The organism is Affinibrenneria salicis (genome assembly GCF_008710095.1).
In genome coordinates this window covers 26,426-51,205 of sequence record NZ_VYKJ01000016.1, presented here as the reverse complement: position 1 = coordinate 51,205, position 24,780 = coordinate 26,426, and the positions used below count along the sequence as shown (strand labels likewise).

Annotated in this window: 24 protein-coding genes; 19 read left to right on the top strand and 5 right to left on the bottom strand. The window is 52.7% G+C overall.

The window, feature by feature from the left end; translation table 11 throughout:
* Positions 1-50 precede the first annotated feature (50 nt).
* The 4 genes from FJU30_RS23190 to FJU30_RS23175 all read right to left on the bottom strand — a co-directional run bounded on the left by FJU30_RS23190 (position 51) and on the right by FJU30_RS23175 (position 4,884).
* The gene (locus FJU30_RS23190) at positions 51-1,202 is read right to left on the bottom strand and encodes a Gfo/Idh/MocA family protein (protein ID WP_150437338.1); all 1,152 of its coding nucleotides are present in this window, start codon (positions 1,200-1,202) and stop codon (positions 51-53) included.
* Positions 1,195-2,271 (bottom strand): sugar phosphate isomerase/epimerase family protein, encoded by a 1,077-nt coding sequence (locus FJU30_RS23185; protein WP_150437337.1) that lies wholly within the window; start codon positions 2,269-2,271, stop codon positions 1,195-1,197. Before FJU30_RS23185 ends, FJU30_RS23190 begins: the two co-directional genes overlap by 8 nt.
* Before the next feature lie 15 nt (positions 2,272-2,286).
* The gene (locus FJU30_RS23180; protein ID WP_150437336.1) at positions 2,287-3,528 is read right to left on the bottom strand and encodes an MFS transporter; all 1,242 of its coding nucleotides are present in this window, start codon (positions 3,526-3,528) and stop codon (positions 2,287-2,289) included.
* Positions 3,529-3,882: 354 nt separating this feature from the next.
* Positions 3,883-4,884, bottom strand: coding sequence for an alpha/beta fold hydrolase (locus FJU30_RS23175; protein ID WP_150437335.1), 1,002 nt, complete (start codon positions 4,882-4,884; stop codon positions 3,883-3,885).
* A gap of 340 nt (positions 4,885-5,224) precedes the next feature.
* Here FJU30_RS23175 and FJU30_RS23170 point away from each other — a divergent pair, with 340 nt between their 5' ends.
* From FJU30_RS23170 to lepA, 3 genes are all read left to right on the top strand, one after another.
* Positions 5,225-6,175, top strand: a complete 951-nt coding sequence (locus FJU30_RS23170; RefSeq protein WP_223881674.1) for a Gfo/Idh/MocA family protein — start codon at positions 5,225-5,227, stop codon at positions 6,173-6,175.
* A 130-nt stretch (positions 6,176-6,305) separates the two neighbouring features.
* Positions 6,306-7,403 (top strand): metal-dependent hydrolase, encoded by a 1,098-nt coding sequence (locus tag FJU30_RS23165; RefSeq protein ID WP_150437333.1) that lies wholly within the window; start codon positions 6,306-6,308, stop codon positions 7,401-7,403.
* Positions 7,404-7,591: 188 nt separating this feature from the next.
* A complete protein-coding gene (gene lepA / locus FJU30_RS23160) occupies positions 7,592-9,391 on the top strand; it encodes a translation elongation factor 4 (protein ID WP_150437332.1) in 1,800 nt (599 codons plus the stop codon).
* Positions 9,392-9,520: 129 nt separating this feature from the next.
* Here the strand turns inward: lepA and FJU30_RS23155 are convergent, their stop codons facing one another.
* Positions 9,521-10,321, bottom strand: a complete 801-nt coding sequence (locus tag FJU30_RS23155; RefSeq protein WP_150437331.1) for a MipA/OmpV family protein — start codon at positions 10,319-10,321, stop codon at positions 9,521-9,523.
* Positions 10,322-11,009: 688 nt separating this feature from the next.
* Here FJU30_RS23155 and FJU30_RS23150 point away from each other — a divergent pair.
* From FJU30_RS23150 to FJU30_RS23075, 16 genes are all read left to right on the top strand, one after another.
* Positions 11,010-11,945, top strand: a complete 936-nt coding sequence (locus FJU30_RS23150) for a hypothetical protein (protein WP_150437330.1) — start codon at positions 11,010-11,012, stop codon at positions 11,943-11,945.
* A 131-nt stretch (positions 11,946-12,076) separates the two neighbouring features.
* Positions 12,077-12,262: an AlpA family transcriptional regulator gene (locus FJU30_RS23145; protein ID WP_150437329.1), complete on the top strand. Its 186-nt coding sequence runs from the start codon at positions 12,077-12,079 to the stop codon at positions 12,260-12,262.
* A 21-nt stretch (positions 12,263-12,283) separates the two neighbouring features.
* Positions 12,284-13,732 carry a ParB family protein gene (locus FJU30_RS23140; RefSeq protein ID WP_150437328.1) on the top strand — a complete coding sequence of 483 codons (1,449 nt, stop codon included), beginning with the start codon at positions 12,284-12,286 and terminating at the stop codon, positions 13,730-13,732.
* On the top strand, positions 13,729-14,313 hold the full coding sequence (locus FJU30_RS23135) for a DUF2857 domain-containing protein (protein WP_150437327.1): 585 nt from the start codon (positions 13,729-13,731) through the stop codon (positions 14,311-14,313). The genes FJU30_RS23140 and FJU30_RS23135 overlap by 4 nt, the downstream gene beginning before the upstream one ends.
* The gene (locus tag FJU30_RS23130; RefSeq protein WP_150437326.1) at positions 14,303-14,512 is read left to right on the top strand and encodes a TraR/DksA family transcriptional regulator; all 210 of its coding nucleotides are present in this window, start codon (positions 14,303-14,305) and stop codon (positions 14,510-14,512) included. The genes FJU30_RS23135 and FJU30_RS23130 overlap by 11 nt, the downstream gene beginning before the upstream one ends.
* A 288-nt stretch (positions 14,513-14,800) precedes the next feature.
* The gene (locus tag FJU30_RS23125; protein ID WP_150437325.1) at positions 14,801-15,622 is read left to right on the top strand and encodes a PFL_4669 family integrating conjugative element protein; all 822 of its coding nucleotides are present in this window, start codon (positions 14,801-14,803) and stop codon (positions 15,620-15,622) included.
* Positions 15,615-16,517, top strand: a complete 903-nt coding sequence (ssb, locus tag FJU30_RS23120; protein ID WP_191091674.1) for a single-stranded DNA-binding protein — start codon at positions 15,615-15,617, stop codon at positions 16,515-16,517. Before FJU30_RS23125 ends, ssb begins: the two co-directional genes overlap by 8 nt.
* Positions 16,518-16,638: 121 nt before the next feature.
* Positions 16,639-17,646, top strand: coding sequence for a phosphoadenosine phosphosulfate reductase domain-containing protein (locus tag FJU30_RS23115; RefSeq protein ID WP_150437323.1), 1,008 nt, complete (start codon positions 16,639-16,641; stop codon positions 17,644-17,646).
* Between the two features lie 228 nt (positions 17,647-17,874).
* Complete coding sequence (locus FJU30_RS23110; protein WP_172290878.1) at positions 17,875-18,234, top strand: DUF3085 domain-containing protein; 360 nt, start codon at positions 17,875-17,877, stop codon at positions 18,232-18,234.
* A gap of 148 nt (positions 18,235-18,382) precedes the next feature.
* The gene (locus FJU30_RS23105; protein WP_150437321.1) at positions 18,383-18,712 is read left to right on the top strand and encodes a DUF3085 domain-containing protein; all 330 of its coding nucleotides are present in this window, start codon (positions 18,383-18,385) and stop codon (positions 18,710-18,712) included.
* A gap of 187 nt (positions 18,713-18,899) precedes the next feature.
* A complete protein-coding gene (locus FJU30_RS23100) occupies positions 18,900-19,448 on the top strand; it encodes a DUF3577 domain-containing protein (protein WP_150437320.1) in 549 nt (182 codons plus the stop codon).
* Positions 19,449-19,515: 67 nt separating this feature from the next.
* Positions 19,516-20,157, top strand: coding sequence for a DUF3275 family protein (locus FJU30_RS23095; RefSeq protein ID WP_150437319.1), 642 nt, complete (start codon positions 19,516-19,518; stop codon positions 20,155-20,157).
* 78 nt (positions 20,158-20,235) lie between these two features.
* Complete coding sequence (locus tag FJU30_RS23090) at positions 20,236-20,859, top strand: hypothetical protein (RefSeq protein ID WP_150437318.1); 624 nt, start codon at positions 20,236-20,238, stop codon at positions 20,857-20,859.
* Positions 20,860-20,932: 73 nt separating this feature from the next.
* The gene (locus FJU30_RS23085; protein ID WP_150437317.1) at positions 20,933-22,036 is read left to right on the top strand and encodes a DUF6094 domain-containing protein; all 1,104 of its coding nucleotides are present in this window, start codon (positions 20,933-20,935) and stop codon (positions 22,034-22,036) included.
* Positions 22,037-22,069: 33 nt separating this feature from the next.
* Complete coding sequence (locus tag FJU30_RS23080; protein WP_150437316.1) at positions 22,070-22,372, top strand: hypothetical protein; 303 nt, start codon at positions 22,070-22,072, stop codon at positions 22,370-22,372.
* A 158-nt stretch (positions 22,373-22,530) separates the two neighbouring features.
* The gene (locus FJU30_RS23075) at positions 22,531-24,762 is read left to right on the top strand and encodes a DEAD/DEAH box helicase family protein (RefSeq protein ID WP_395858777.1); all 2,232 of its coding nucleotides are present in this window, start codon (positions 22,531-22,533) and stop codon (positions 24,760-24,762) included.
* Positions 24,763-24,780 lie beyond the last annotated feature (18 nt).

Genomic DNA, 24,780 nt, shown 5'->3' with positions numbered 1-24,780 from the left:
GGGGGACTGAATCAAAGCCCGACGCCATCCTTGCGCATCGGGAAATCCGTTCAGGAAGCGACGCTGACCCAACGCTGCTGCCGATGGCTTTTGATGATCGCCTCAATGATGAACATCACGTTGGCGCCGTCATGGAAAGTGGCGAACCCACGGCTATCCGGCGCCGGCGTTTTACCGTTACGAATAGCGGAATAGTACTGCAACATCATGTTCTTAAACGCATCAGGCCATCCTTCGATATGACCGCCGGGAAAGTGCGCCCACCCCGCCGCATCCGGCTCCATCAGACCGGGATCGTCCGACAGCCATTGGTTAGGCTGACTGCGATGCCCCACCCAGAGTTTCTGCGGCGTTTCCTGATCCCAGGCCACCGACGCCTCGCTGCCGTTCACCTCGAAGCTCAGGCTATTTTTTCTGCCCGCGCAGACCTGCGAAACATGAAAACCCCCCTTACTGCCGTCATCAAAACGAAATAGCACGAACCCCATATCCTCCGTGGTGACCGGGAGGTCTTCATCGCCGCCGGCCTCCTGACGCGCGGTAAAAGTCGAGCCGCCCCGCACGCCGGCTTTCCGGGTCGGCCAGACGATGGATAAATCCGCCATGACGTCGGTAATGCGCCGTCCGGTGACGAACTGTACCGTATCGCACCAGTGAGAGCCGATATCCGCCACCGCGCGCGAAACGCCGCCGATATTCGCCTCGACGCGCCAGTTGTAATCACTTTCCAGCAGCATCCAGTCCTGCAAGTAGCTGCCGTGCGCCGAGAAAAGACGGCCTGCCTGCCCATGACGCAACATGCTGGCCGCCTGACGGACCATGGCGAACTGGCGATAAACGAAACTGACGCCGTGCACCACGCCGGCCTCCTGCGCCATTTGAACCAATTCTCGCGCTTCATCCGCGGTCATACAAAGCGGTTTTTCGGAAAAAACGTGCTTGCCGGCCCGGAGGATCTTACGGTTAATGTCCGCGTGCAGGTGGTTCGGCGTACAGTTATGCACCGCATCCAGACCGGGATGCGCCAGTAACGCGTCCACATCGCCATACGCATGCGGGACATTGAGCTGCGCCGCTTTGGCGCGCGCCACCTCTAACGGTGTGTCGCAGAGCGCCACCACCCGGACGAACCCCAGACGGCGGATCGCTTCGATATGCGCCGGCCCGATAAAACCGGTGCCGATAATGCCGACATTAATCATGAGACGTTTCCCCCGGCGCGATACCCAATATTCTGCGCACGTCGGCGCGACGCTCCACTGCCGCGGCGAAATCGTCAAACGCGCGATCGGCGACAGGTATAATGTGCCGGCGAATAAATTCGCCGCCTTCGCGCGCGCCGGTTTCGCCGTCTTTCAGGCAGCACTCCCATTCCAGCACCGCCCAGCCGTCGTAGTCATGTTGCGTCAGCCGGCTGAAAATGCCTTTGAAGTCGATAGCGCCATCGCCGGGCGAGCGAAAGCGTCCGGCGCGGTCCGACCAGCGTTGAAAACCGCCGTAGGCGCCGCTTCGCCCATTGACGGTGAATTCGGCATCTTTCACATGAAACGCTTTGATGCGCGAGTGATAGAGATCGATAAACGCCAGATAGTCCATGTGTTGCAGATAGAGATGGCTGGGATCGAACAGAATATTGCAGCGCGGGTGATGATCCACCAGTGCCAGAAAACGTTCGAAGGTCGCGCCATCATGTAAATCCTCGCAAGGATGAATTTCATAACAAACGTCGATCCCATGCGCGTCAAAACAATCCAGTACCGGCCGCCAGCGGCGCGCCAGTTCATGGAACGCTTCGCTCAGCAACGTCTGATTATGCGGCGGCCAGGGATAAATATACGGCCAGGCGAGAGAGCCGGAAAAGGTGGCATGCGCCCGCAGCCCCAAATGTTCCGAGGCCTGGGCGGCCCGTTTCAGCATGCCGGCCGCCCAGGCCTGGCGGGCGGCGCTATCCCCCCGCACCGCGTCGGGCGCAAAACCGTCAAACGCATCGTTATAGGCCGGATGCACCGCCATCAGTTGCCCTTCCAGATGCGTGGACAGCTCGCTGATGACCAGGCCATGCTGCGCCAGTTTGCCGTTAACCTCATCGCAGTAGGTCTGGCTGGCGGCGGCCAGTTCCAGATCGAAAATCGTTTTATGATTACAAGGGATCTGGAGCGCCTTATATCCCAGAGAAGAGACCCATGCCGCCAGCCCCTCGAGGGTATTAAACGGGGATTGCTCCCCGATGAACTGCGCCAGGAAAATCCCCGGCCCCTTAATGGTTTTCATTTCACCTCCGAATACTCAAACCCTCTCTTTCTCGTCATATTTGAACGAAAAGAGGAAAATAAGCGCGATAACCGCTGCGGCAACCGCCGGGATCCACCAGAACGTCACCCATGCCTGCGGCACCGTCTGACCGGCCACCAATGCGTTGTACAACGCGCCGGAAATCTGCGACCCCAGCAACATCCCAATCCCGTAGGTAAACATGACGATCATGCTCTGCGCCTGCCCCTTGACTTTGTCCCCGGCCACACGCTCGGTGTAGATAAAACCGACGACGAAGAAGAAGTCATAACAGACGCCATGCAACAGAATACCGATATACAGCAGCCAGCGGCCTTCTTCACTCACTCCCAGCGCAAAGAACGCGTAGCGAACAAACCAGGCGAACATCCCGATAAACAGCATGTATTTCACCCCCAGCCGTCTGAACAACAGCGGGATCACCAGCATGAAGAAAATTTCAGACATCTGGCCGAAAGACATGGCGGTACTGACGTCTTGCACCCCCGCATCGGCAAGATAAGAGGCTGTATAGGCGTAGTATGTACCGAGAGGAATGGAAATCAGCGTGGCGCACAGCGCGAAGATAAAGAAATGCCGGTTTTTCAGTAAGGCAAACGCATCGGCACAGAGCAGATCGCGCAACGCCACGGGCAAGCCTTTGGCCGGCGCCGGCGTATGCGGCAACGTCAGGCTATAAACCGCCAGCACCATAGAACATATCGCCGCCAATGAGAAAATATGCACCGTTGAGGAAATACCGGTCACGCCGATAAAAATGCCGGCGACGATCCAGCCGATAGTGCCGAATACCCGCACCACAGGAAAGGTTTTATCAATATCCTTCAGGCTGTGAAAGGCGATGTTGTTGGTTAATGCCAGCGTCGGCATATAACAAAGCGTATAGCCGAACAACAACGCGATCAGCAGCGTGCCGTTTTCGCTGATCAGCGCCTGCGGCACGAACCACAGAATGGCCGCGCCGGCCACATGCATGACCGCCATCACTTTTTGCGACGGGAAGAAGCGGTCAACCAGCATTCCCAGCACAAACGGCGACAGGATAGAGGCTATCGGTCCGGCGGAAAACGCGTCGCCAATCAGCAATGACATATTGTGCTGCGTCATCACCAGCCCCAACGTTACCGACCAGCTTCCCCATATAAAAAATTGCAGAAACATCATCAGCGATAACCGCGGCACAATAAACCGATGCTGCGCGCCCGCCCTTTCACTACTTCCCGTTGTTGACATCATTTTCAGCCTCACCAGGTAAAAGTAATCGATTACAAAAAAACACAACTAAAATGTAATCGATTACTTTTAAGGTTACACCATCCCTGTTCAAATTTGGGATAGCAGTCACGATAAAACCTGGCGGTAGGCAAGGCGACAACGCGTCGCCTCTATGGGCATCACGGAAAAGGGTTATAAGGGATAAAGGCGTCGTCTGGTTGGAAGGAACGCGTCGGCCGGAGAAATCAGGATTTTGGATAAACGCCGGCGGCGGTCCCAATAGAACGCGCTCCGGCTGCTGTCCAGCGCCTGGAACCGGCCGCCGGGGCGCTTACGGCCGGCGCAATTCCGTTGCGCCGGCATCGTAAGCGCGTTTCACTTCGATTTATTAAGGAAAGTCACGACATCCTGGGTAAAACGCAGCGGATTTTTGAACGCCAGGAAGTGATCCCCTTGTTGTTCTTTCGTGTAGACAAACAATTCCGATCCCGGAATAACGGAATGCATCCATTGCTGACTGGGAACGTTATGGCTGTAATCGCCAGTGAAAATAGCGGTCGGCACATTAATTTTATGGCGGATCACGTCACGCCAGTCGTTTGTTGCATGGTCAAAAAGCACCAGCGAGAGAAATTTGGGATCGTTTTTTATGAATTCACGCGCAAGCGCCTCTGAATTTTGAAAATATTTCGAGTCCATCGCCGCGTAACGTTCCATTGCGGCCATATCCACAATCTGATTATTGGTCGCCGCGCCCTGGGTAAATGCCGCAATCATGCGTTCCGGCGAGGTCGTCATTCCGCCGGCTTCCAGACGCTCTTTTTCCGACCAGTCCGAATGGGTGTAGATAGAAATCGGTTCGTCAATAAAAATCAGCTTGTTGATATTTTTTGTTCCGAAAAGATCGATATACGACCAGATGACCGACGCCCCCATCGACCAGCCGCAAAGGTTCACGGATTTTGCGCCGATATGGTCGGTAAACTCTTTAAGATCGGCGCCGTAACGCGACAATCGGTTGCCGTACTCCACATTTTGCGACAACCCCTGATTCCGTGGGTCAAGCACATAAACGTGATATTGCTTACTGAGCAGAGACATAATATTGACATACTCCGCCCCGTTCCCCGACCAGCCGGGAATAAAAATCAGGGGATCGCCTGCTCCCGCTTCCCAGTAGCTCAGCTTGACGCCGTCACTGGTGGTAAATGTGTTTATCTGTAATCCCTTGAAATCCGACAATTTTTGCGGTAATCCTTCAATTTTGTTCGGAAAAGTAAAATCCCGGCCAAGCGCCGTTACCACATCGGCGGCATGGACAGAACAGGCGGAAGCCATTAATAACATAACGCTGACTATTTTGATGATATGACGCATAACGTTTTACCTTGCAGGTGTTATCCGGCCGGATGCACGGGGACAGTAGTTTGAAGATCGACAGAAAAGCTTAGTTAAATCCGCTGGATTGATAAACAACTAAAAAGCATCAACATTGGAAACAATATATTTTAAATCATGTCGGCCATATCCATCGATGGTTCTTCGGTGCCCGCAAGCGAGAACATTGACGGCGCTGGGCCGGTTATTTTTGGCTATAGGCGAAAGTGTCCGGTCGCAAGCCGGGCGTCATTGAAATTTACTCCACGCCGAACTTCGGGTAAAAAGAAGACAACGGCAAAACGGCCATATCGAGAGGTAACACGAAGAACATATGAAAATGTCAATTGTTGGTACTGGTATGATTGTCAAGGAGCTTTTACCCGTCCTCAAAGAACTCGACCTGACTCTGGATGCCATTCTTGCCACAGAACACTCCCAGAGCAAGGGCGAGGCATTGAGCCAAACATACGGTATTCGCAACGTATTTACCGATTACGATTTATTGCTGGCAAGCGACTGCGATGCCGTGTATATAGCATTGCCCAATCATTTACATTATACATTCGCCAAAAAAGCCCTCGAAAAAGGCAAGCACATTATTATCGAAAAACCCATTGTTCCGCACCTTGCCGAGCTTTACTCCTTGTATGAACTGGCGAAGAACAATAACTTAATCATTCTTGAGGCCATGAATATTCACTATCTCCCGGCCTATGCCGACCTCAAAAATAAAATCAACGACATTGGCGATATAAAAATCGTTCAACTTAATTATAGCCAGTATTCGTCCCGTTATGACGACTTCAAAAAAGGAATTATCCACCCTGCGTTCGACAAGGAAAAATATGGCGGCGCCTTGATGGATCTCAACATCTATAATATCCACGCCATCATTGGACTTTTCGGTTCGCCGAAGACATTCAGCTACTCGGCGAATATAGAGAAGGGCGTGGATACCAGCGGGATACTTTCTCTTGATTATCCGGGTTTCAAAGTATCAAGCATTGGCGCAAAGGATTGCAAAGCCCCGATAATCAATACCATTCAGGGCACAACCGGAAATATCGTTATTAGAACGCCGCTCAATAGCATGACAAAATTCACAATAAACCGGAATGACGGCGCATCAGAAGAGCTGGACTTTAATCAGGGAAAACACCGGCACTTTTATGAATTTAAAAAATTCAATGAAATCATCGATGACAACGACACGGCGGCGGCAAACACTATGCTTGATATCAGTATGCAAGCTGTGCGTATCCTTGAGTCATCCAGAATGACGCCATGATGAAAGAATGAACGCGCGGCGGGCGCCGTCAGCCCGACGGCGAAACGACGGGCAATAGGCTATGCCGCCCATGTTCATTCGGCGCGTATCGCCGGACAATAACCACTGGATAAAAGCAAGGATCATCACCATGGATTCCGTCACACAGGCTCTGTTGGGAGGCGCAATACAAGGCAGTCTGCTGGGGCGGACGCAGGGACGGCGCGCCCTGTTCTACGGAGCCGCGCTTGCAACCCTGCCGGATCTGGATGTACTCATCCCTTATGCCGATCCGGTGTCGGCGATGACCTATCACCGCGGTTTTACGCATTCCCTTTTTGTGCTGACCGGACTGGCGGGATTGCTGACCTGGCTGATTCGGCGGCGTTGGCCCGATGCGCCCTATCGCCGTGGACGTCTGTTTTTCACCTTATGGCTGGTCCTTATCACCCACCCGCTGCTGGATGCGTTTACCGTCTACGGCACCCGGCTCTTCTGGCCGTTTCCCGCCGTGCCTGAAAGCTGGTCGGCGGTTTTCATCATTGACCCCGCCTACACCCTACCGTTGCTGGCTGCCGTGGTTTTCGCCGCGCGAAAAGGACTTAATACCCGCAGTATCCGTATATTATCCGTCGCGCTGGCGCTCAGTACCGCCTACCTTGCTTTTGGGATGGGCGGACGCATGCTGGCTGAACAGCGGGTTTCCCATGCCATGCGCAATCAGGGGATCGCGGTGACGGAATTACGCGCCGTGTCCATGCCGTTCAATGCTCTGATATGGCGCGTCATCGCCAAAACCCCGGACGGCCACTACTACGAATCCGTAAGCAGTTGGTTTGACGATAGACCACCAGAATGGATTCGTCTTCCGCTTCATCCCGATATCGCGCACATCGTAAACGGCGTACCGCTGCACGACAGGCTGCGCTGGTTTACCAATGACTGGCTGCGTTACGACATCATCGGTAACGCGTTGGTCGTCAGCGACTTACGAATGGGGATTGCCGGGCAGTACACCTTTCGTTTCAAAATGGCCGAATGCGCCGCCGATGGGAAATGGGTCACCGTGGTTCCCTCCGCCTGGTCAAGCGGCATGCCCAGCCTGACGGAATTGAAGCTGATGATGAAACGTATTTTTCATCAGCAACCGCCTTTGCCGCTGTCCGCCTGGTCGGCGCCCTATGCAGAGACATCCGCGGCGCACACCTGCGATCTCGCCATGCCGGTCGGCAAGCCGGCATCGTCATAACCGTCGGCGTTCACTTTTGCCGCGCGCTTGCGCGGCAAAAGTGAAATGCGTTATCATCCGCCCCGGCTATCTACTTTTACATCGTTTTGATTATGCGTTCACTGAGTCAATCTTCAGTGGGATTTTTTTGTTCGCTTGATTAACCGTGCTGGTTGATAAGCGGAACAGTGATGTAAAAGGCCATTCCCATGTCATTTTCCTCCATTCGCAATTTTTGCATTATCGCCCATATCGACCACGGTAAATCCACGCTGGCCGATCGTTTTATTGAACTCACCTCTACCGTGGCCCGGCGGGACATGCGGGAACTGCTGCTCGACTCCATGGATATTGAGCGTGAACGCGGCATCACCATCAAACTGCAAACGGTGCGTATGCGCTATCAGAGCGATGAGGGCCGCCAGTATCAATTCAATCTAGTGGATACGCCGGGACACGTCGATTTTTCCGCGGAAGTTTCGCGCAGCCTGGCCGCCTGCGAAGGCGCGATACTGCTGATTGACGCCGCGCAAGGCGTTCAGGCTCAGACCATCGCCAATCTCAATCTGGCTCGACGACATGGCCTGACCCTACTGCCGGTCCTGAACAAAATTGATAGTCCGCAAGCCGATATCGCCGGCGTGATGCAGCAACTGGCCGACATTCCCGGCCTGGATATCAGCACGGTGTTGCCGGTATCGGCAAAAACCGGGGAAGGTGTGGCCGCCGTGCTTGCGTTCGTCGCTCGGCATTTCCCCTCCCCGCTCGGCGAATCGCACACCTCGCTCCGGGCGTTGGTGTTTGACTCCCATTACGATCCTTATCACGGCGCCATCATGCATGTGCGTATCGTGGACGGCAGCATCAACACCGGCGATGCTCTCTGTTTCATGTCATCCGGTTTTCGCTTTGAGGTCACTGAAACCGGGGCTTTCCTACCCGCACGCCAGCCGTGTGAAAAACTGGATACCGGAGAAGTGGGCTATATCGCCGCCGGAATTAAAGATGCGGGCGCGATCCGCGTCGGCGATACCCTGACGCTGGCGGCGAATCCCGCAACCGAAGCGGTTTCCCGCTATCAGGAGATGAAACCGATGGTGTTTTCCGGGCTTTATCCCGATGCGGATGACGATCTGAAAGGATTGCGCAACGCCATGGATAAACTGTCTCTTAATGATGCGGCGCTGCACATTGAACCGGAAGTCTCCGCCTCGCTGGGCGCGGGCTTCCGCTGTGGTTTTCTGGGGATGCTGCACATGGATATCGTCCGCGAGCGCCTGAAGCGGGAATACGGCATCTCGGTGATTGCCACCGCGCCAAGCGTTGAATATCGCGTCTGGTTACATAACGGCCAATGCCTGAGCGTCGATAATCCGGCTCATTTTCCGGGCGAAGACGTGCTGAATTACGTCGAAGAGCCTTATGTCGTCAGCACCATTCATACCCCGGATACCTATGTGGGCGCCATGATGGAATTCTGCGCCTCCCGGCGCGGCGAGTTTGTGGATATGCGCTATCTGGACGGCGGCGCCGTGCGTCTGACCTGGGCGATCCCGCTTAATGAGATGGTTTTCGGCTTTTTTGATACGCTCAAATCCCTCACCCAGGGCTACGCCACGCTGGATTACGAACTCTCAGGCTATCGCCGCGCCGATCTGGTGCGTTGCGATATTTATCTCGATAACCAACTGGTGGACGCCTTTTCTTTTATCATCGCCCGACAAAAAGCCTGGGCGCGGGCGTCCGAAATCGTGAAAACGCTGAAGTACGTCATCCCGCGCAAGCTGTATCCGGTGCCGGTGCAAGCAAAAGTGGAAAACCGCTTCATCGCGCGGGAAGATATCCCACCGTTGCGCAAAAGCGCGCTGGCACAAGGATTTCAGGGCAGCCTCTCGCAGAAAAAACGGCTCATTCGCAAGCAACGCGAAAATAAGAAACACAACATCGGGTTTTCAAAACGGGAAATCCCACGCGAGGCGTTTATGGCGATTTTGGCGATTGACGGCTGATTATCCATCGCCGCCGGATACGGCGGCCGAAGCACACAGATCGCCCTGTATAGACAGGGCGTATTTGTCAACCGCTCTCAGGAAGAGACTCACGGCGACGGCCCGCCATGAGCGATAAATCAAGTTTGATTAAAAACGATAGAGATAACCGACGCTCACCATCGTTTGGCTTGAACTGTCGACTAACGGGCTATCTTTGATGGCGCTGCCGAACCGGGTGGCGCTCGCATCAAGAAACAAGGTGTGACGCCGCGCCAGAGTGTAATCCATGCGCACCCCCGCCTCAACATTGGTGGCAGACTCCCCCTCATAAAAACCGCGGTTTGGACGCGCTTCTGAACGCCTCACGCCATAATAGTAATCAACGAATTTGCTATCCACCCACGCAACGCCCAACCTCGGCGTTATGCCAAAAGCGCCGGAGGAAAAACGCCGCTCCGCCTGCAATTTTGCACGAGAGCCCTTGCTATTGCCGGAAACGTCGCCGAGAACTTCCGCCGAAAGATCGACGATGCCCGTCTTCCACATCATTGCCCCCCCTGCCCATATACTGCCCTTGCGATCATCCATGCCGGCAAGGAACGGGGAGTCGTCCGCATCATAGCCGTCCCCGGCGTATCTGGCCCTCAGGCTCAGGGTAACGGATTCATTGGAAAGGAGTTTTAAGTCCAGCTTTGGAACAGAAGCGCTAATCCATCTGTTTTCGTACGAAAATAGCGGTAAGGGAACAACATCAGTATCAATATCGCGATAAGGCTTCTGAACAACGGCAACGCCCGCGCCTAATGCCCATGTTGAAGATCCATCTCCGTCGGGCTTGGCAGTTTGCGCAGCCGCCATCGGCGCCCAGGACAGCGAAACGGTAAACATCGCCAATGCCGCCGATACGGAACAACTGGTCAATCTGAAAGAATCGGTGGGGTGCTTCATTGCATAGTCCTTTTTTAACGTAAGTGAGGAAGCTCAAGGGCCGTCAATCTTGAATCGTCCCTGGAGCCAGAAAAACACATCCATCATTCGTGCTGTAGTGACCCGCCCCCTCTTTGTGAACCCGTTCGAGCGAACACTCAACAGGCTGCACCACGCACTTAAGATCAACCTAACATCATGATATTTAGCACAAAAAATACATCAAATCGCTCCGTTACGGGAGGGCATATTCCGCCTAGCCAAAGCGCCTCAGACAGGATGAAATCAATTCACCGGTAACGCACCTTCGTACAGATCGTCACATTGTTATTTACATACAGTATGAGATAGATCAACAATAACGAAACGATACTGTTTCGTTTCATTGTTGTCAATACGCAGCAATCGAGAGGGAAGCTCTAACAGGAAAAAATGCAAAAAATCAACATAACCAATTATTATATATGAAATTAAACTCCTAAATCCTCGTTAGAAAATACTCACTGATAACGTGAACGTATAATACATTACCATGTTGATATTCCAACGAATCAGCTGTTATCCAATTAAAGAAAACTACCGTCAACAAGACAATTTTTCACTCAGTTTAATTATTTTTCTAGAAAAAAATACATTCTAACATCATTAAACAACAGGGAATTGATGACTATCAAAACAGTTAGCCTCGTAATATAGAAGGAGAAGCATTATGAAAAAACACGACAAACCATTTTATTCAATCAGTAGAATACCTGACTGGGTTACAATAAGAGAAGCAGTCAAAATAGCTACTCTATCGACGAATATAAAAATAAAAAAAAGAGATATTTATCGAGATGCCTTATGTGGGAAAATACACCTCTCCATTTATTTTCAGTCTCCTGTTAGGTTAAGAAAAGTAAAAACCTTAAATAACAAAGTAAAATTAAAAAAAGCAGAAAACAAACTTACCCATAGACTTTGCTTGCTTGAAAAAGATTGCTTCATTAATAAAAGAGATTTAATTATCGACACTGAGGGAGAGTACTTTCTTTCTAAAAACAAAATCCTTGACACACCATTAATAGGATACGAATATATTTTAATACAACATTTACTAGCTCAATCGTTGAGTATTCCATCGCCGATGACAGAGAAAAACACAATAAACTACGGTTTTTCCACTATCATTTCAGGAGAAATATTTCAGGTATTTGAAGAAACCACATGGCAAGAAAGGATGAAAAAACAAATAAAACTACTACCTAAAAACATCGCCCCCCAAATTCACGATCGCATTATCTTTCACAACATAAATAAATATTGTCGAAAAGAACACTTTCCGCTCCACGCCCTACCTCTAGATGCCTGTTTCGTTCTCCGCCATACTGAGCTTGAAAAATTAATCCAGATACTGGCGAAAAATAAAACTATATCAACTTCTACAACACGGATATCCACCCCGCTATCGCGCTTGTTCTGGCTCTCCTGCAAGCATAATGAGGCCATCAGTCCATTGGTTAACCAGCCTTACAAGCTGCTGTCCATCTTTGAACAATGGGCATTAGCCGACGGTATAACGGATCGTCTAAGCGGCGAGACACTAAAAACTGCTCTTGAGCGTGGCTCACCATCTTTCCTTGGGGTATCAACATCATCAAGATAAGCATTATTTGACTGAACCCCGTATTAAGGGTTTTCCAATCCTTAATACGGGTTCATTAACTTTATCCCTGCTCCTGTTTGTGTTGTCGTGTCATTTCCGGACATAACCCATTTCTGCCACAGGAGGATACTATGACATCACATCAGCTATTACGACTAAAGCAGGTTGAAGAAAAAACCGGTTTAAAACGCTCGCAAATATATCTGTATATGAAAAGCGGCAACTTTCCTCATTCGGTCAAAATAGGTCCGGCCAGCGTAGCCTGGCTCGAATCTGAAATTGATGAATGGATCAATATTAAATTAGCCAACCGTTAATCATTTTTTCAGAGGAAAAGGATGATGAAAGATAATCAAGGTACCCTTTTATCCGTGAAACTGGACCAACTCAGGGCCTTTGAACTCGATCCCAGAATTATCCGGAATCCCTATTATGAGGAAATCAAGACATCAATTAAAAACCGCGGGCTCGACCATCCTCCGAAAATCACCCAACGACCAGGCGAAAGCCATTATATTGTATTCAATGGCGGGAATACCCGACTGTCTATTCTGAATGAACTCTGGCTGGAGACGCAGGATAAAGTATTCTGGGATATCACCTGCCTGTTCCACAAATGGCTGTCCGGTCCTGTAGAGCGCGGTAATTTACACTGTCTGCTCGGTCATCTGGTCGAGAATGATCTGCGCGGTTCGCTGACATTTATTGAAAAATCCCTGGCCGTACAAAAAGCGGCTGATATTTGCCTGTCGCTCTATGGCGCGATGTCCCAAACAGAATTACTCCAGAAACTTGATCAGGCCGGCTATGCAATCCACCAGTCGGTATACAGCAGAATGACAGCGACGATTAACTATCTCCTGCCTCATATTCCGGATTTGCTGTACAGCGGCCTGCCTAAAACCACCATTGAAAGGTTGTTAATGCTGCGCGCCTGCACATCAAAATTCTGGGATACCCAGTATCAATCTGTCGCTGGCAAACCTGACTTTAATGATGTCTTCGCTATGGCTCTTATCCCCTTTAATGGCCCGCTGGCGGGTTTCTCGTATGACGGTATTCGGGACGAACTAACGGGACTTATCAGCCAGGCGCTGGAGATCGATTACAATGCCGTGGCATTGATCACCGATGCCGGGGCTCAGAAACGCCAAGCGCTATTGGGATCACCAACCCCAACACTCCCTGAGATCAACGAGCAACGCCGTTATCAACCAGAGGTCAGAACGGTCCTCTCAACACCCCGAAATACGGCGGACGAAGTACCGGAACAAAATGACGAACCTTTTTATGATTCTCACGCAAAACCCGGATCCGCCCCTTCTGTCAAGCCCCATGCTGCAGGGAAAGAGGAACAGGAAAGCGAAAGCGGGAATATCACCGATACTGATCCGGCGGAGATATCGCCCCTGGAACGCCCGGAGGCTGGATGGGATATCGAGCCTGTCTTTGACACTACCGAAAATCTGCCATCGCTTGCCGAACAAACGGCATGGGGGCTGGCGGCAAAAGCCGGTCTGGAACATCTGATACAACCCTCGCAGGAAAACGGCTTTGATTTGGCAGAGCCAGACAGCCCGTTGTCGAATGAGGCTCGTACCTACTGGCAACTTCTGTCTTTTCTGGCGCAAAAAATGGGGGGAGCCGCGTCACTGTGGCAGCATTTATTACTGGGCTCCGCGATGACGTCAGCCGGATTTGGCGACGATGTGGTCATAAATATTTTCCAGTTGATCCGTCTGCTGCGCCGCCTGCATGAGAAACAACGGGAGGAGGCATCATCATGATCCCGTCACTGAACTACGCGGTATTGACTGACGTACTGCATGCGCTGAAAGAAGGCAACATTCGCTACTGCGAAGCGCTGGGTTTCACTTACGACGAAATGAACGCCATCAATCAGTTATCCCTAGACGAGCTGTTCATTGTCAGCCGGGCGTCCGCGCAGTTTATGAATGTCACGATCCAACACGAAGTTCTACGCCAGATCCTGGCTCAGTCCCGTCAGGAGGTACTCCTGCAACAACAGATTAACCGGGCCATCTGTCTGGGCGGTTCAATTGAGCTTCTGAACCAGTATTTTGGCCTGTCGTCTAATGAAATCAGCGCCCGACGCCGGTTGCTAGGTATATCTATTTCTCAGGGCCGGACGCAAATCCCGGATGAAGATACCGATGCTGAAATCTGGGTTCGTTGGCAAAAACGACGCCCGGAAAACATCGACTCGCTCAACGCGCTGGACATCATGATGCAAGTTACCGAAGAACTCTCATCACAAGATGAGGGCCCGTCGCTCACCGTGGTCTGGAACCGCATCACGCTTTGCGAAAAAGAAGCATCGGACAGGAGGAAATCACATGCCAGATGAAATCGATCGCGATCAGGAACTCAATGAGCAGCAGTTGGAAAAGCTTATCGAAAAAAACCGTTTCAGACCTGCTGCAACGCCATCATTGTCTTACTGCCGGCTATGCGGTGAACGCATTCCAGACAAACGGCGTGGGACATTGCCCGGCGTAACAACGTGTATTGATTGCCAGGCAAAGCTTGAGCGCCAGCTGCGCTAAGAATAAGACGACCCAAAGGCGGGGAGTTTCTTTCTCTGCGTGTTTTTCTTATCAGTGCAATCGATAGACATAGTTTTTACCGATTAATATCTCACTTTCAAACGGAAACGGTCTAAAAATATTCTGGCAGAATATTTTTAGACCGTTTCCTATCAATAAGAATAAAACCAAAATTATAACCTATCAAACCAGCCAGCCCATTTCCTTCATTTTTATAATTGGTTTTGCAATATCACCCTAGAATAAACTGTAACACCCTGTCCGCTCCTTCATTTGCAGGAGCCTCTCATGAACGAAAACGAACAGCAAAGCAGCCGGGATAATTACCGTCTCACCAGCGGCCCGTTACGCAGCGCCATCACCATTGAACTGCACACCCATTTGGCGACCCAGCTGTGGCAGGGGCGCCAGGCAAACCCGGAAGAAGATGTCCACGGCATCATCGGGATGCCGCGTTTCCTTAATATCATGAATATCCTCCGCCTGGATGCCATCACCGACAACCCCTATGCCGATATCTGGATGCTGAGGCTGGAAGAACGGTTACTGTCCGCTCGGGAGGAAATGAACGCATTAATCGGCAGTATGGACGCCGTATTCGCCCAGATCCCGGAAATGATGACCGTTGAAAGCTGCCTCAGTATCCAGCCTGCGCGGTTCCCGGTGTTTGCCGCTTCCCAGTTAGGGTTTATTGCCGTCTATCTGCTGACCGATTTCGACAAGCTGATGCGCAACCTGATGCTGGCGAATCACATGGCGCTGATTAACCGCGTGGAGCTCAACGACATTCGTCAGCGCGGCGGCAACCTGATCCGCAGTATTTTTGTGCTGGCCCAGAAATACCGGCGTATTCCCGTTACCCGGCAGGATATCCGTGACGGCAATGCCCGCGCACAGGCGGCGGAAGAATTAGCCGGTCCCGTGCCGGACGATATCTTTAAGGGCTCCCGACGCTCGGCCTATGCGCCACCGCTCCGGTTTGCCTCAGAGGATAGACCTGAACCTGTGGCTGATATTCCGGCCTCTGCGCCAGATGAACCTTCCGCCGATGGGCCAGACCTTGACGTATCGACGGTTACTGCGACAGAGCCCGGAGACGACGATGACTGATCCAGCCTCCATATACCAGGCGCTGACCCGCGAGGACTGGTTTGCTTACGAAAGCTGTCTAAAAGGCCTTTTAAGGGTAAGGGAGCCGCAATTATCAGCGCAATCTGCGGCAGACGCGGCGGCGACCCTGCACCAGCTACAGACGCGGATCATTCACCGTGCCTGGCGCTGGCCGTTACGAAACTTACCCTTGCTGTTATGCCGTGGGCCAGCCCGCTCTGGTGCAAATTTTCTGCGCTGGCGCAATCAGCAGAACAATCGCTCCGGCACACCGGCATGGCGCGCGCTGCTACAGGACGCCTCACAACCGCCGCAAATCAGGGACGCGCTGCTGGCGATCGAACAGGCTCGGATCCTCTTCAACATGCAGATGTCGATAACCACCTTCTGCTGTGCCAGATCCGTGAATGCTCCCTCAAAATGGCTGACGCCCGTTCAGCCGCGCTATCGGCGTCAGCCTCCCCTGCAACATATCAATACGAGGATAATCAATATGGCCCAACGTGGATTGAATAAAGTCTGCCTGATCGGTTTTCTGGGACAGGATCCGGAGGTGCGTTATACAGCGGATAAGCAGCCAGTCACCGTTTTTTCGATCGCCACCGGGGATATCTGGAAAGACAAGGAAACCGGGGAAACCAAAGAACGCACCCAATGGCACCGGATTGTAGTGTACAACAAACTGGCGGAAATCGCGGCAAAACACCTGAAAAAAGGAACGCAGGTGTATCTGGAAGGACGGTTACAAGTCAGAAAATGGCAGGACAACCTGGGCGCGGAGCGGCTGTCCACCGAGGTGGTTATCGATATTAACGGCACGCTGCACATGCTGAGCAGTAAACCTGATACAGACAAAGAACCGGGATCCTCTCCTGAAACGGAAAATAACGAGTAACTCGCTCTGGTGACGCCCTGACGGGCGTCATTCTTTTTTTACCGTATTGAATTGATACGAGACCGTGCCGGTTCGCAGCGGTTAATTAACCGATCTCATTCGTCTCCATGAGGTCACCTACATGCAATCACATAAAAATTTTCCAACAGATTCAGTCCGGCATGTTATCAGCTTATCGGGCGGCAAAGATTCGCTGGCATTGTGGTTATTGGCTCGCGAACAGGGCATAAACGCGACCGTCGTTTTTGCCGATACGGGTCATGAACATCCTTATACTTATGACTATCTCTCTGTGCTGGAGCAAAAATTGGGCGTCGTGATGCGCGTCAGGGCTGATTTTCGGCAACGTATCATCAACAAGCGCCATTATATTCAGCAAATCTGGCCGCAAAAGCTGGTTGAAAAATATCATTTTACGCCGCAGGAAGCGGAACAACGTATTCACTATGCCCTGGCAGAAATGTATCCGCGTCATATTCCCTTCCTTGATTTATGTATTCTGAAAGGCCGCTTTCCCAGCACCTGCGCCCGGTTTTGCACATTTGAACTGAAGCATCGCCCCATTGACGAGCAAATAATCACCCCATTGCTGGCCCGGTATGACGATGTGATTAGCTGGCAAGGCGTGCGCGCCCAGGAATCCGCATTCCGCGCCAGACTGCCAGAACTGGAACAGGATACGGGCGATAAAATGGGCTTGCACGTCTATCGTCCTTTACTGCACTGGACGCATGAGGACGTATTTTCGTTGGCAAGACGTCACGGCATTCCGCCGAATCCGCTCTACCAACTGGGGTGCGCACGAGTGGGCTGCATGCCCTGTATCCATGCTCGAAAAAAAGAATTGGGCGTGATTTTCCGCCGTTTTCCGGAACAGATCGAACGCGTAGCGCAGTGGGAGCGGATTGTCGCAGCCTGCTCCACGCGCGGCAACTCGACCTTTTTCCCTTCCACCCGCGATCCGGGAAAAGCGGAAAAAGATACCTATAAAATCAGCCTCGACAGCCACGGTATCCAGACATACCGCGGCTGGGCGTTTTCAAAACACGGCGGAAAGCTGTTTGATGATATTGCCGCATTAAATGATGGTAAACCCTGCCACAGTATTTACACCGGGATCTGCGAATAAGTGAATAATTTACGCCTGCCTGAATAGGGTTTCTTCTGTCGATTTTTCTGCTTCGCCGGTTTAATTTCCCGGCAACATCGCCTTATGGCGCCCGGTAACGCGAACTGGAAGTTACCCGTAGCAATACGATGTTCATCCCCTACGCCTGATGCAACTGAAAACAGGCGGTGCAATTAATTTGCATCGTTGCCGTAAACACACTCCATTTAATTTATGAAGGAAATCACCATGAAAAGAAGCGTCATTTTTAAATCAGAAACACTCAGCCCGGTTATTCAGGAGGCCAGAAAAAACAAATGCCGTATTATTCTGGTAAAAGATCATGGTCTTTATATGATGGCTGAAAAAGGCGAGAGAGACACAGGCACAGGAAGACAAAAAACATTGTGCTATGCAGAGGGATTTAATCCCGACATACAGGAATTTGACCAATGGTACGATGAATTAAACGCTATCTGCGGCGGAGATGACTTCGGAGAATTTATTGATATAAACAGCTCCGTATTCTCAGCCGTGACAGATAACCGAAGTCATCTTGTCGTGACGTTCACCGACACGCAATTTGAGTTAAAAGCACGTAAAAAATGATATACGACATCCCTCTGTCAACACAACGGCAGAGGGAACTTCATACTGTTTAATTCTCCCCTGTACGCCTGATGCGGTTTAAACAGGCGCTCCCCTTATTTGGCTTACCGTCACAAACACATTCCATCTTATTCATAAGGAATTCTTCATGAAAGAAAACATCATCTTCAAATCTGAAACGCTTATTCCCGTCATTCAGGATGCAATAAAATATAACTGTTCAGTCCTTCTGGTAAAAGATCAGGGACTTTATATGATGCCAATACGCGGGATTACACTGTGTTATGCCGAAGGATTCAGCCCTGACAGGCAGGAGTCCGATGAATGGCGTGAGCGCTTAAATACGCTATGCGGCGAAAATGATCGCGTCGAAGAGATATCCGCACAGCACAGCGCATTACAGTCCGCCATTAATGACCGCAGCGATATTGCAGTCTCTTTTTCTGATAAAGAAATCGCCATCACCGCATTAAAATAATTAAAAGTTCATTGCCTCGCTATTATTCAGCGAGGCTTTTTTATGCGGCATTTAATTTTTCATTTCGAAAAACAGTTTTTTCTTCCCGAATAATCTCTGCCGTTGTTTACTGTGCCTGCTTTACCCATCCCTGCGATGGCCCGTACAGCAGAGCTGCAAGCTGTCCACCTCTGGTGATGCTCGCCTGATGCTCAATACGACTGAAAATGAGCAATATGCCTGCAAGCATATCGTCGTCATCCTTCACTCATATCCTTACCCCCGCCGGGAGACAACTCCCCAGCGGGGCTGTCTCCCATATCTATATTTATGGAGACAGACCATGACCACCGAAAACAAATATTTTGATCTGCATACCCGAGGCATTGGCTATGTCAACCGTCTGCGCACCGTGACGCCCAAACGCGGTGATCCGTTTATGGCATGCACCATTGCCGCCCTGCGCGGTACGAAGGACTCCCCTGAATACAGTTATATTGACGTTCGAGTCTATAACGAAAAAGCCGCCTCCCTGCTGGGAAGTTGCCAGGATGCGCTGAGTAAAAAACAGAAGGTGCTTATCGCTTTTACTGTCGGCGATATTTACCCTGAAGTTTTCACCTACCAGTCAGGCGCGAAAAGCGGCCAGTCAGGCTGCTCGATTAAAGGCCGTCTGATCAAAATCACCACCATCAAGATTGACGGCTTTGAAGTCTACCGGGAAAACGCTGAAGAAAGCCAACCCGCCGCCGCCTGATCCCTTCACCAACCCTATCGGGAGAATAACGTTTTATTCTCCCCATTAACCACTATCAGGACTGACTATGAACAACACCTCAACCGCCCCGGTGATGGTTGCCGGGAAACTGGTGGTCAGAACCATTCACGGGCGAAACGGCGATTTTAACGTTGGCCTGCTGGAAACCGCCATCGGCAGCTTTTCCGTTAAAAACCGCGAACTGGAGCAATATACCGCCGGTATTTATGAAGGCCAGTTTGTGATCGGCAAAATTTACCTGCATTCATGGAGCTACGGCGCAAACTCCGGTTTTGAAATGCGCGTTCGCCTTGATGCCATGAATATTGCCACCGATGAGGCGCTGACGCCCGGCGACGAACAGAAACTCACTCCGCCAGTTAACGATCCGCTGGATGAAGAAGAGCCTGCGCAGTCGCCGCAACCGGAAACGCCCGCGGGAAAAGCAATCGAACCGACGCCAGCAGAAAACACCGCCGCCAGACGCCCGCAATTCGTGGTGCCGACGTCGGCGGAGCAGGAAGACGATGACCAGAAACTGTTTGGCCCGCTCTGGCCGCTGGGCGACATCGTTAAACTCGATGCCACCGCCCCCCGGCAGGTGCTGCGCCAGCAGAAGGCTCGGCTGTCCCGGCTCGGCTACGATTTCAGGGCTCAGGAGCAGCATTTTATTAAAACGGCTGTTCCCGCAGAAGAAACCACGTCGTAATTTCCGCATTATCTCACCCACTGTCGGGTTTTCCCGACTGGGGAAAACCCTGTTAACAACCGAAAGGAGGGTTTTCCCATGGCATCTCTGCTACGACTTAACGAATGTCCCCACATCATGGCTGACGCTTACGTCTGCGACGAACGGCGTTCACTGGCGTTCCTGTCCGTCTGGGGACGCGATACCGCGATTCAGGAACTGCTGGCGCGGATGACGCTCAAAAATGAAGAGGCGTTGACGCAGTTGACGCTGACCGATGTCGCCCTTCATGAACATACGCTGTTTCCCGGCAATACCGATAATCTGGACAAGCGGACGTCACGACACGGCCAGACACGCTTCGGCACGCTGGTGCATCTCTGGTTATTCGATAAACGCTGCCGGATCCCCGACAGAGCTAACCATCAGGCCATTTTATTGACCGCCAAAGACGATCCTCTGTGGCGCCAGCGCGCCTGGGCGCTGCTTCGGGAAACCTGCTCAGTGCCGCTCCTGGACCACTGGCAGACTATCGTGCTGGACATCCTGCAAACCTCACAGATGCTCGCCCCGCTGCCCGGCGGCTATGGCGGCCTGTCCGGCTGGCGGTTGTCCGTCGATATCCCCCTGTTGACTGAACTGATGAGTCAGGCCATTTCACGAGGGGAACTGCGGACTTCATCCGACTCGCCTTTATCATCCGCCCCGCCTCTCGCGGCCTGATGACGCCACGAGCGTACCTTCCCTGCCGGGTACGCTCCTTATCAACATGTCACTTATCACAAGGAAACCCTCTATGGCGCTTATGTTCCCCCGCCTGGCGCGCAATTTTGTGCGCAACGGCTACTTCCCCACCGACGAGGCCACGCTGGAGCGTATTCTCACCGCGCTGACGCCGGATAGTCCCACCGGTACGCTCCGGTTGCTGGATCCCTGCGCCGGCGAAGGCGTCGCCATTACGGAGATCGCCTGCCATCTGGACGAAGAGCGTGTCCAGGCCTGTACCGTGGAATACGATGCAGAGCGTGCCGCGCACTGCGCCACCCTGGCCGATCTGTCACTGCACGGCGATCTGATGGACACGGTTATCTCTCAACAGGCCTTTTCGCTGTTGTTTCTTAACCCACCCTACGGCGATCTGGTCAATGGGAAACAGGAAACCGACCACAAAGGCCGCGCCCGGCTGGAAAAGCTGTTTTATCAGCGCACCCTGGGCAATCTGCAATATGGCGGCATTCTGGTGCTGATAATCCCGTACTACACGCTCGATCGCGAATTCGCGGGCTGGCTGGCAAACAGCTTTACGGATGTGCGGCTATTTTCCGCCGCCACGGATCAGTTTAAGCAGGTGGTGATTTTTGGCCGCCGGATCCGCCAGCATCAGCAACATACCAATGCCGTAAAGCAACTCCAGCGACGTCTGCTGCGTGTCGGGCAAGGTGAGGAGACCGCACCGGCGCTGCCCGATGCCTGGTCAGTACCCTACCGCGTCCCCACCGTCCGACAGACACTGAAACATTTTTACCGCGTCACGCTCGAACCCGTTCAACTCGAAGAGGAAATGAGCCAACTGAAAGGGCTATGGCCTGCGTTCTCCACCGAGCTTTGCCTCCAGCCACAGCCACTACGACCACCGGCAAAACAACTTTCCCGCTGGCATCTCGCACTGGCACTGGCCGCGGGCGCGATCACCGGCGTGATCACCTCGCCATCGGGCCGCCCCCTGGTTGTTCGCGGCGACACCTACAAAGTGAAAGACCGTAAAACCGAATTCACTGAAAACGACGAGGGTGAGATTACCGAGACCATCACGATGACGGATCGTTTCATTCCGGCTATTTCCGCCTGGGATATGACGCCGGGATCAGAAACGTTCGGACAACTGATCGCCATTCGTTAACCCGCCACCCTCAATACGTTCAAGGAACTTATCATGACACATCGATTACTGAGCCTTCCGGCTTTCACGCACAAAACCGTCTTTCCCTGCGGCAACGTTCTGCTCAATGACGATAAAAACGCACTGAGTACGGAAAACCTGCAACGGCTGCTTCGCCGTCATACGTCAGGCGACTGGGGCGACGTTCCCCGAAAATTACGCCTGACCAATCACTATGCGCTGGAATATGACAACAGCCTGCTGTCCTGTTATTTCCACCCGTTTAATGGCATCCGCATGGTGGTCATCAATACCTGCGCCGATCGCAGCGAGACCGTGATTTCCGTTCACCCCTGAGTTTTATCACTTCACTCACCCTGACGGGACAGCGTTCCCGACGGGGAATGGTCTGTCCCGTTTTTTATGGCTTACATCCCTGTAGGTAACCCTGCCAGGCCGCCGCAAGCGGCGTTAAAAAACATTCCCGATGTTTTTTTATTTCAAGGAACATGACCATGACCGAGACATCTCCCTCAACGACTTCACCCGTTGTTTTTCCACTGAACCAGTTTATCGACGAATTCGGCGACAGCCTGCTGGCATCGCTGAACCAGTCCCTACCCCCCGTTTATGACGGCACGCCCGATCTGAAAAGGCAGGCCGTCATGGACGCGCTGAAACGCCGCCCGTTCCCGGCACAGGCCGATACCGTACAGGCGGTGGTAAAACTGCTGGTCGATCGCAACGAACATGCCGCCATCATCAATGGCGAAATGGGTTGCGGGAAGACGCTGCTAGCCATAGCCACGGCGGCGGTGCTGTACCGCGAAGGCTACCGCCGCACGCTGGTGCTCTCGCCGCCGCATCTGGTTTACAAGTGGCGGCGGGAAATACTGGAGACCATTGAAAATGCCCGTATCTGGGTGCTCAACGGCCCGGATACGCTCATCAAGCTGATGTTGCTGCGCGAACAGCTTCACGTTCCCGCTACCGGCCCGGAGTTTTTTATATTGGGCCGGGTACGGATGCGCATGGGCTACCACTGGAAACCCGCCTGCGCGGTACGGCGCCGGCAGGGCATCCCCTTAGGCGTTTGCCCCGACTGCGGTCAGCGCATTACCGATACGGACGGCAACTGGCTTGCAGTAAACCACCTGCAACAGGAAGAAAAACCCCGCAAATGCTCGCACTGCCAGACGCCGCTGTGGACGCTGATGCGCCCGAATGCCCTGCCTGATGATTTACAGTCTCAGATGGTGAATAAGGCGTTGAAACGCATCCCGACCATTGGCGATGCGACGGCCAGAAAACTGAAAAATGCCTTTGGCGACGCGTTTCTGGCGTCCATGCTCGGCGATAACCTCTACGAGTTCATCAACCTGATGGACAACAGCGGCGAACTGGTGTTTTCCGACCGGCAGGCTCAGCGTATGGAGCGTGCGATGGCCAATGTTGAATTCGGCTTCGGCGAAGGAAATTACCAGGCCAGTGAATACATCAAGCGCCATTTACCGAAAAACACGTTCGACCTGATGGTGGTGGACGAAGGGCATGAGTACAAGGGCGCAAGTTCGGCACAGGGACAGGCGATGGGCGTTCTGGCCAGTCACGTCAGAAAAATCCTGCTGCTGACCGGCACGCTGATGGGGGGATATGCGGACGACATTTTTTATCTGTTGTTTCGCATATTGACCCGGAGGATGCTGGAAGAAGGCTATCGCCCCGGCCGCAACGGCAGCCTGACCGCCGCCGGCATGCGGTTTATGCACGATCACGGCGTGTTAAAGGAGGTTCTCTCCGAAAACAACCGTGAGGCGCATAAAACCGCCAGAGGGAAAAAAACCGCTGTCCGGGTATCCAAGGCGCCGGGATTCGGCCCAAAAGGCGTGCTGCGTTGCCTGCTGCCCTATACCGTTTTTCTGAAACTGAGTGATTTGGGCCGCGACGTGCTGCCGCCTTATCATGAAGAATTCCGGGAAGTGGCGATGACGGAGACGCAAAGCGATGCTTACACGAAACTGTCCGTCTCGCTGACGACGATGCTGCGTCAGGCGCTGGCAAAGCGGGATACCACCCTGCTGGGCGTGGTGCTCAATGTGCTGCTGGCCTGGCCGGAGTGTTGCTTCCGCCCGGAAGTAGTGAAACATCCGCGTACCCGCGACACGCTGGCATTCGTACCCGCGCTGTTCGATGCCACGGAGGCGACGCCCAAAGAGCAGGCACTGATTGCTCTTTGTCTGGCGGAGAAAGCCGCAGGCCGTAAGGTACTGGCGTACTCCACCTACAGCGGCACCCGCGATACCACCTCGCGGCTGAAAGCCCTGCTGACGCAAGCCGGGCTAAAAGTCGCCGTGTTGCGCGCCACCGTCAGCCCGGAGCAACGGGAGGACTGGGTCGCTGAACAGGTAGACAAGGGCATCGACGTGCTGGTATCGAACCCGGAGCTGGTAAAAACCGGGCTCGACCTGTTGGAGTTTCCCACCATCGTGTTTATGCAGACCGGATTTAACGTCTATACCCTGCTTCAGGCGGCGCGCCGCTCATGGCGCATCGGGCAGAAACGGGCGGTAAAAGTGATTTATCTCGGCTATGCCGCGACGTCGCAAATCGCCTGTCTCGACCTGATGGCACGAAAAATCGCCGTAGCGCAAAGCACCGCGGGCGATGTGCCGGAGTCCGGCCTGGATATTCTCAACTCTGACGGTGATTCGGTTGAAATTGCTTTAGCTAAACAACTGGTTGCCTGATACTCACACTAACCCTGC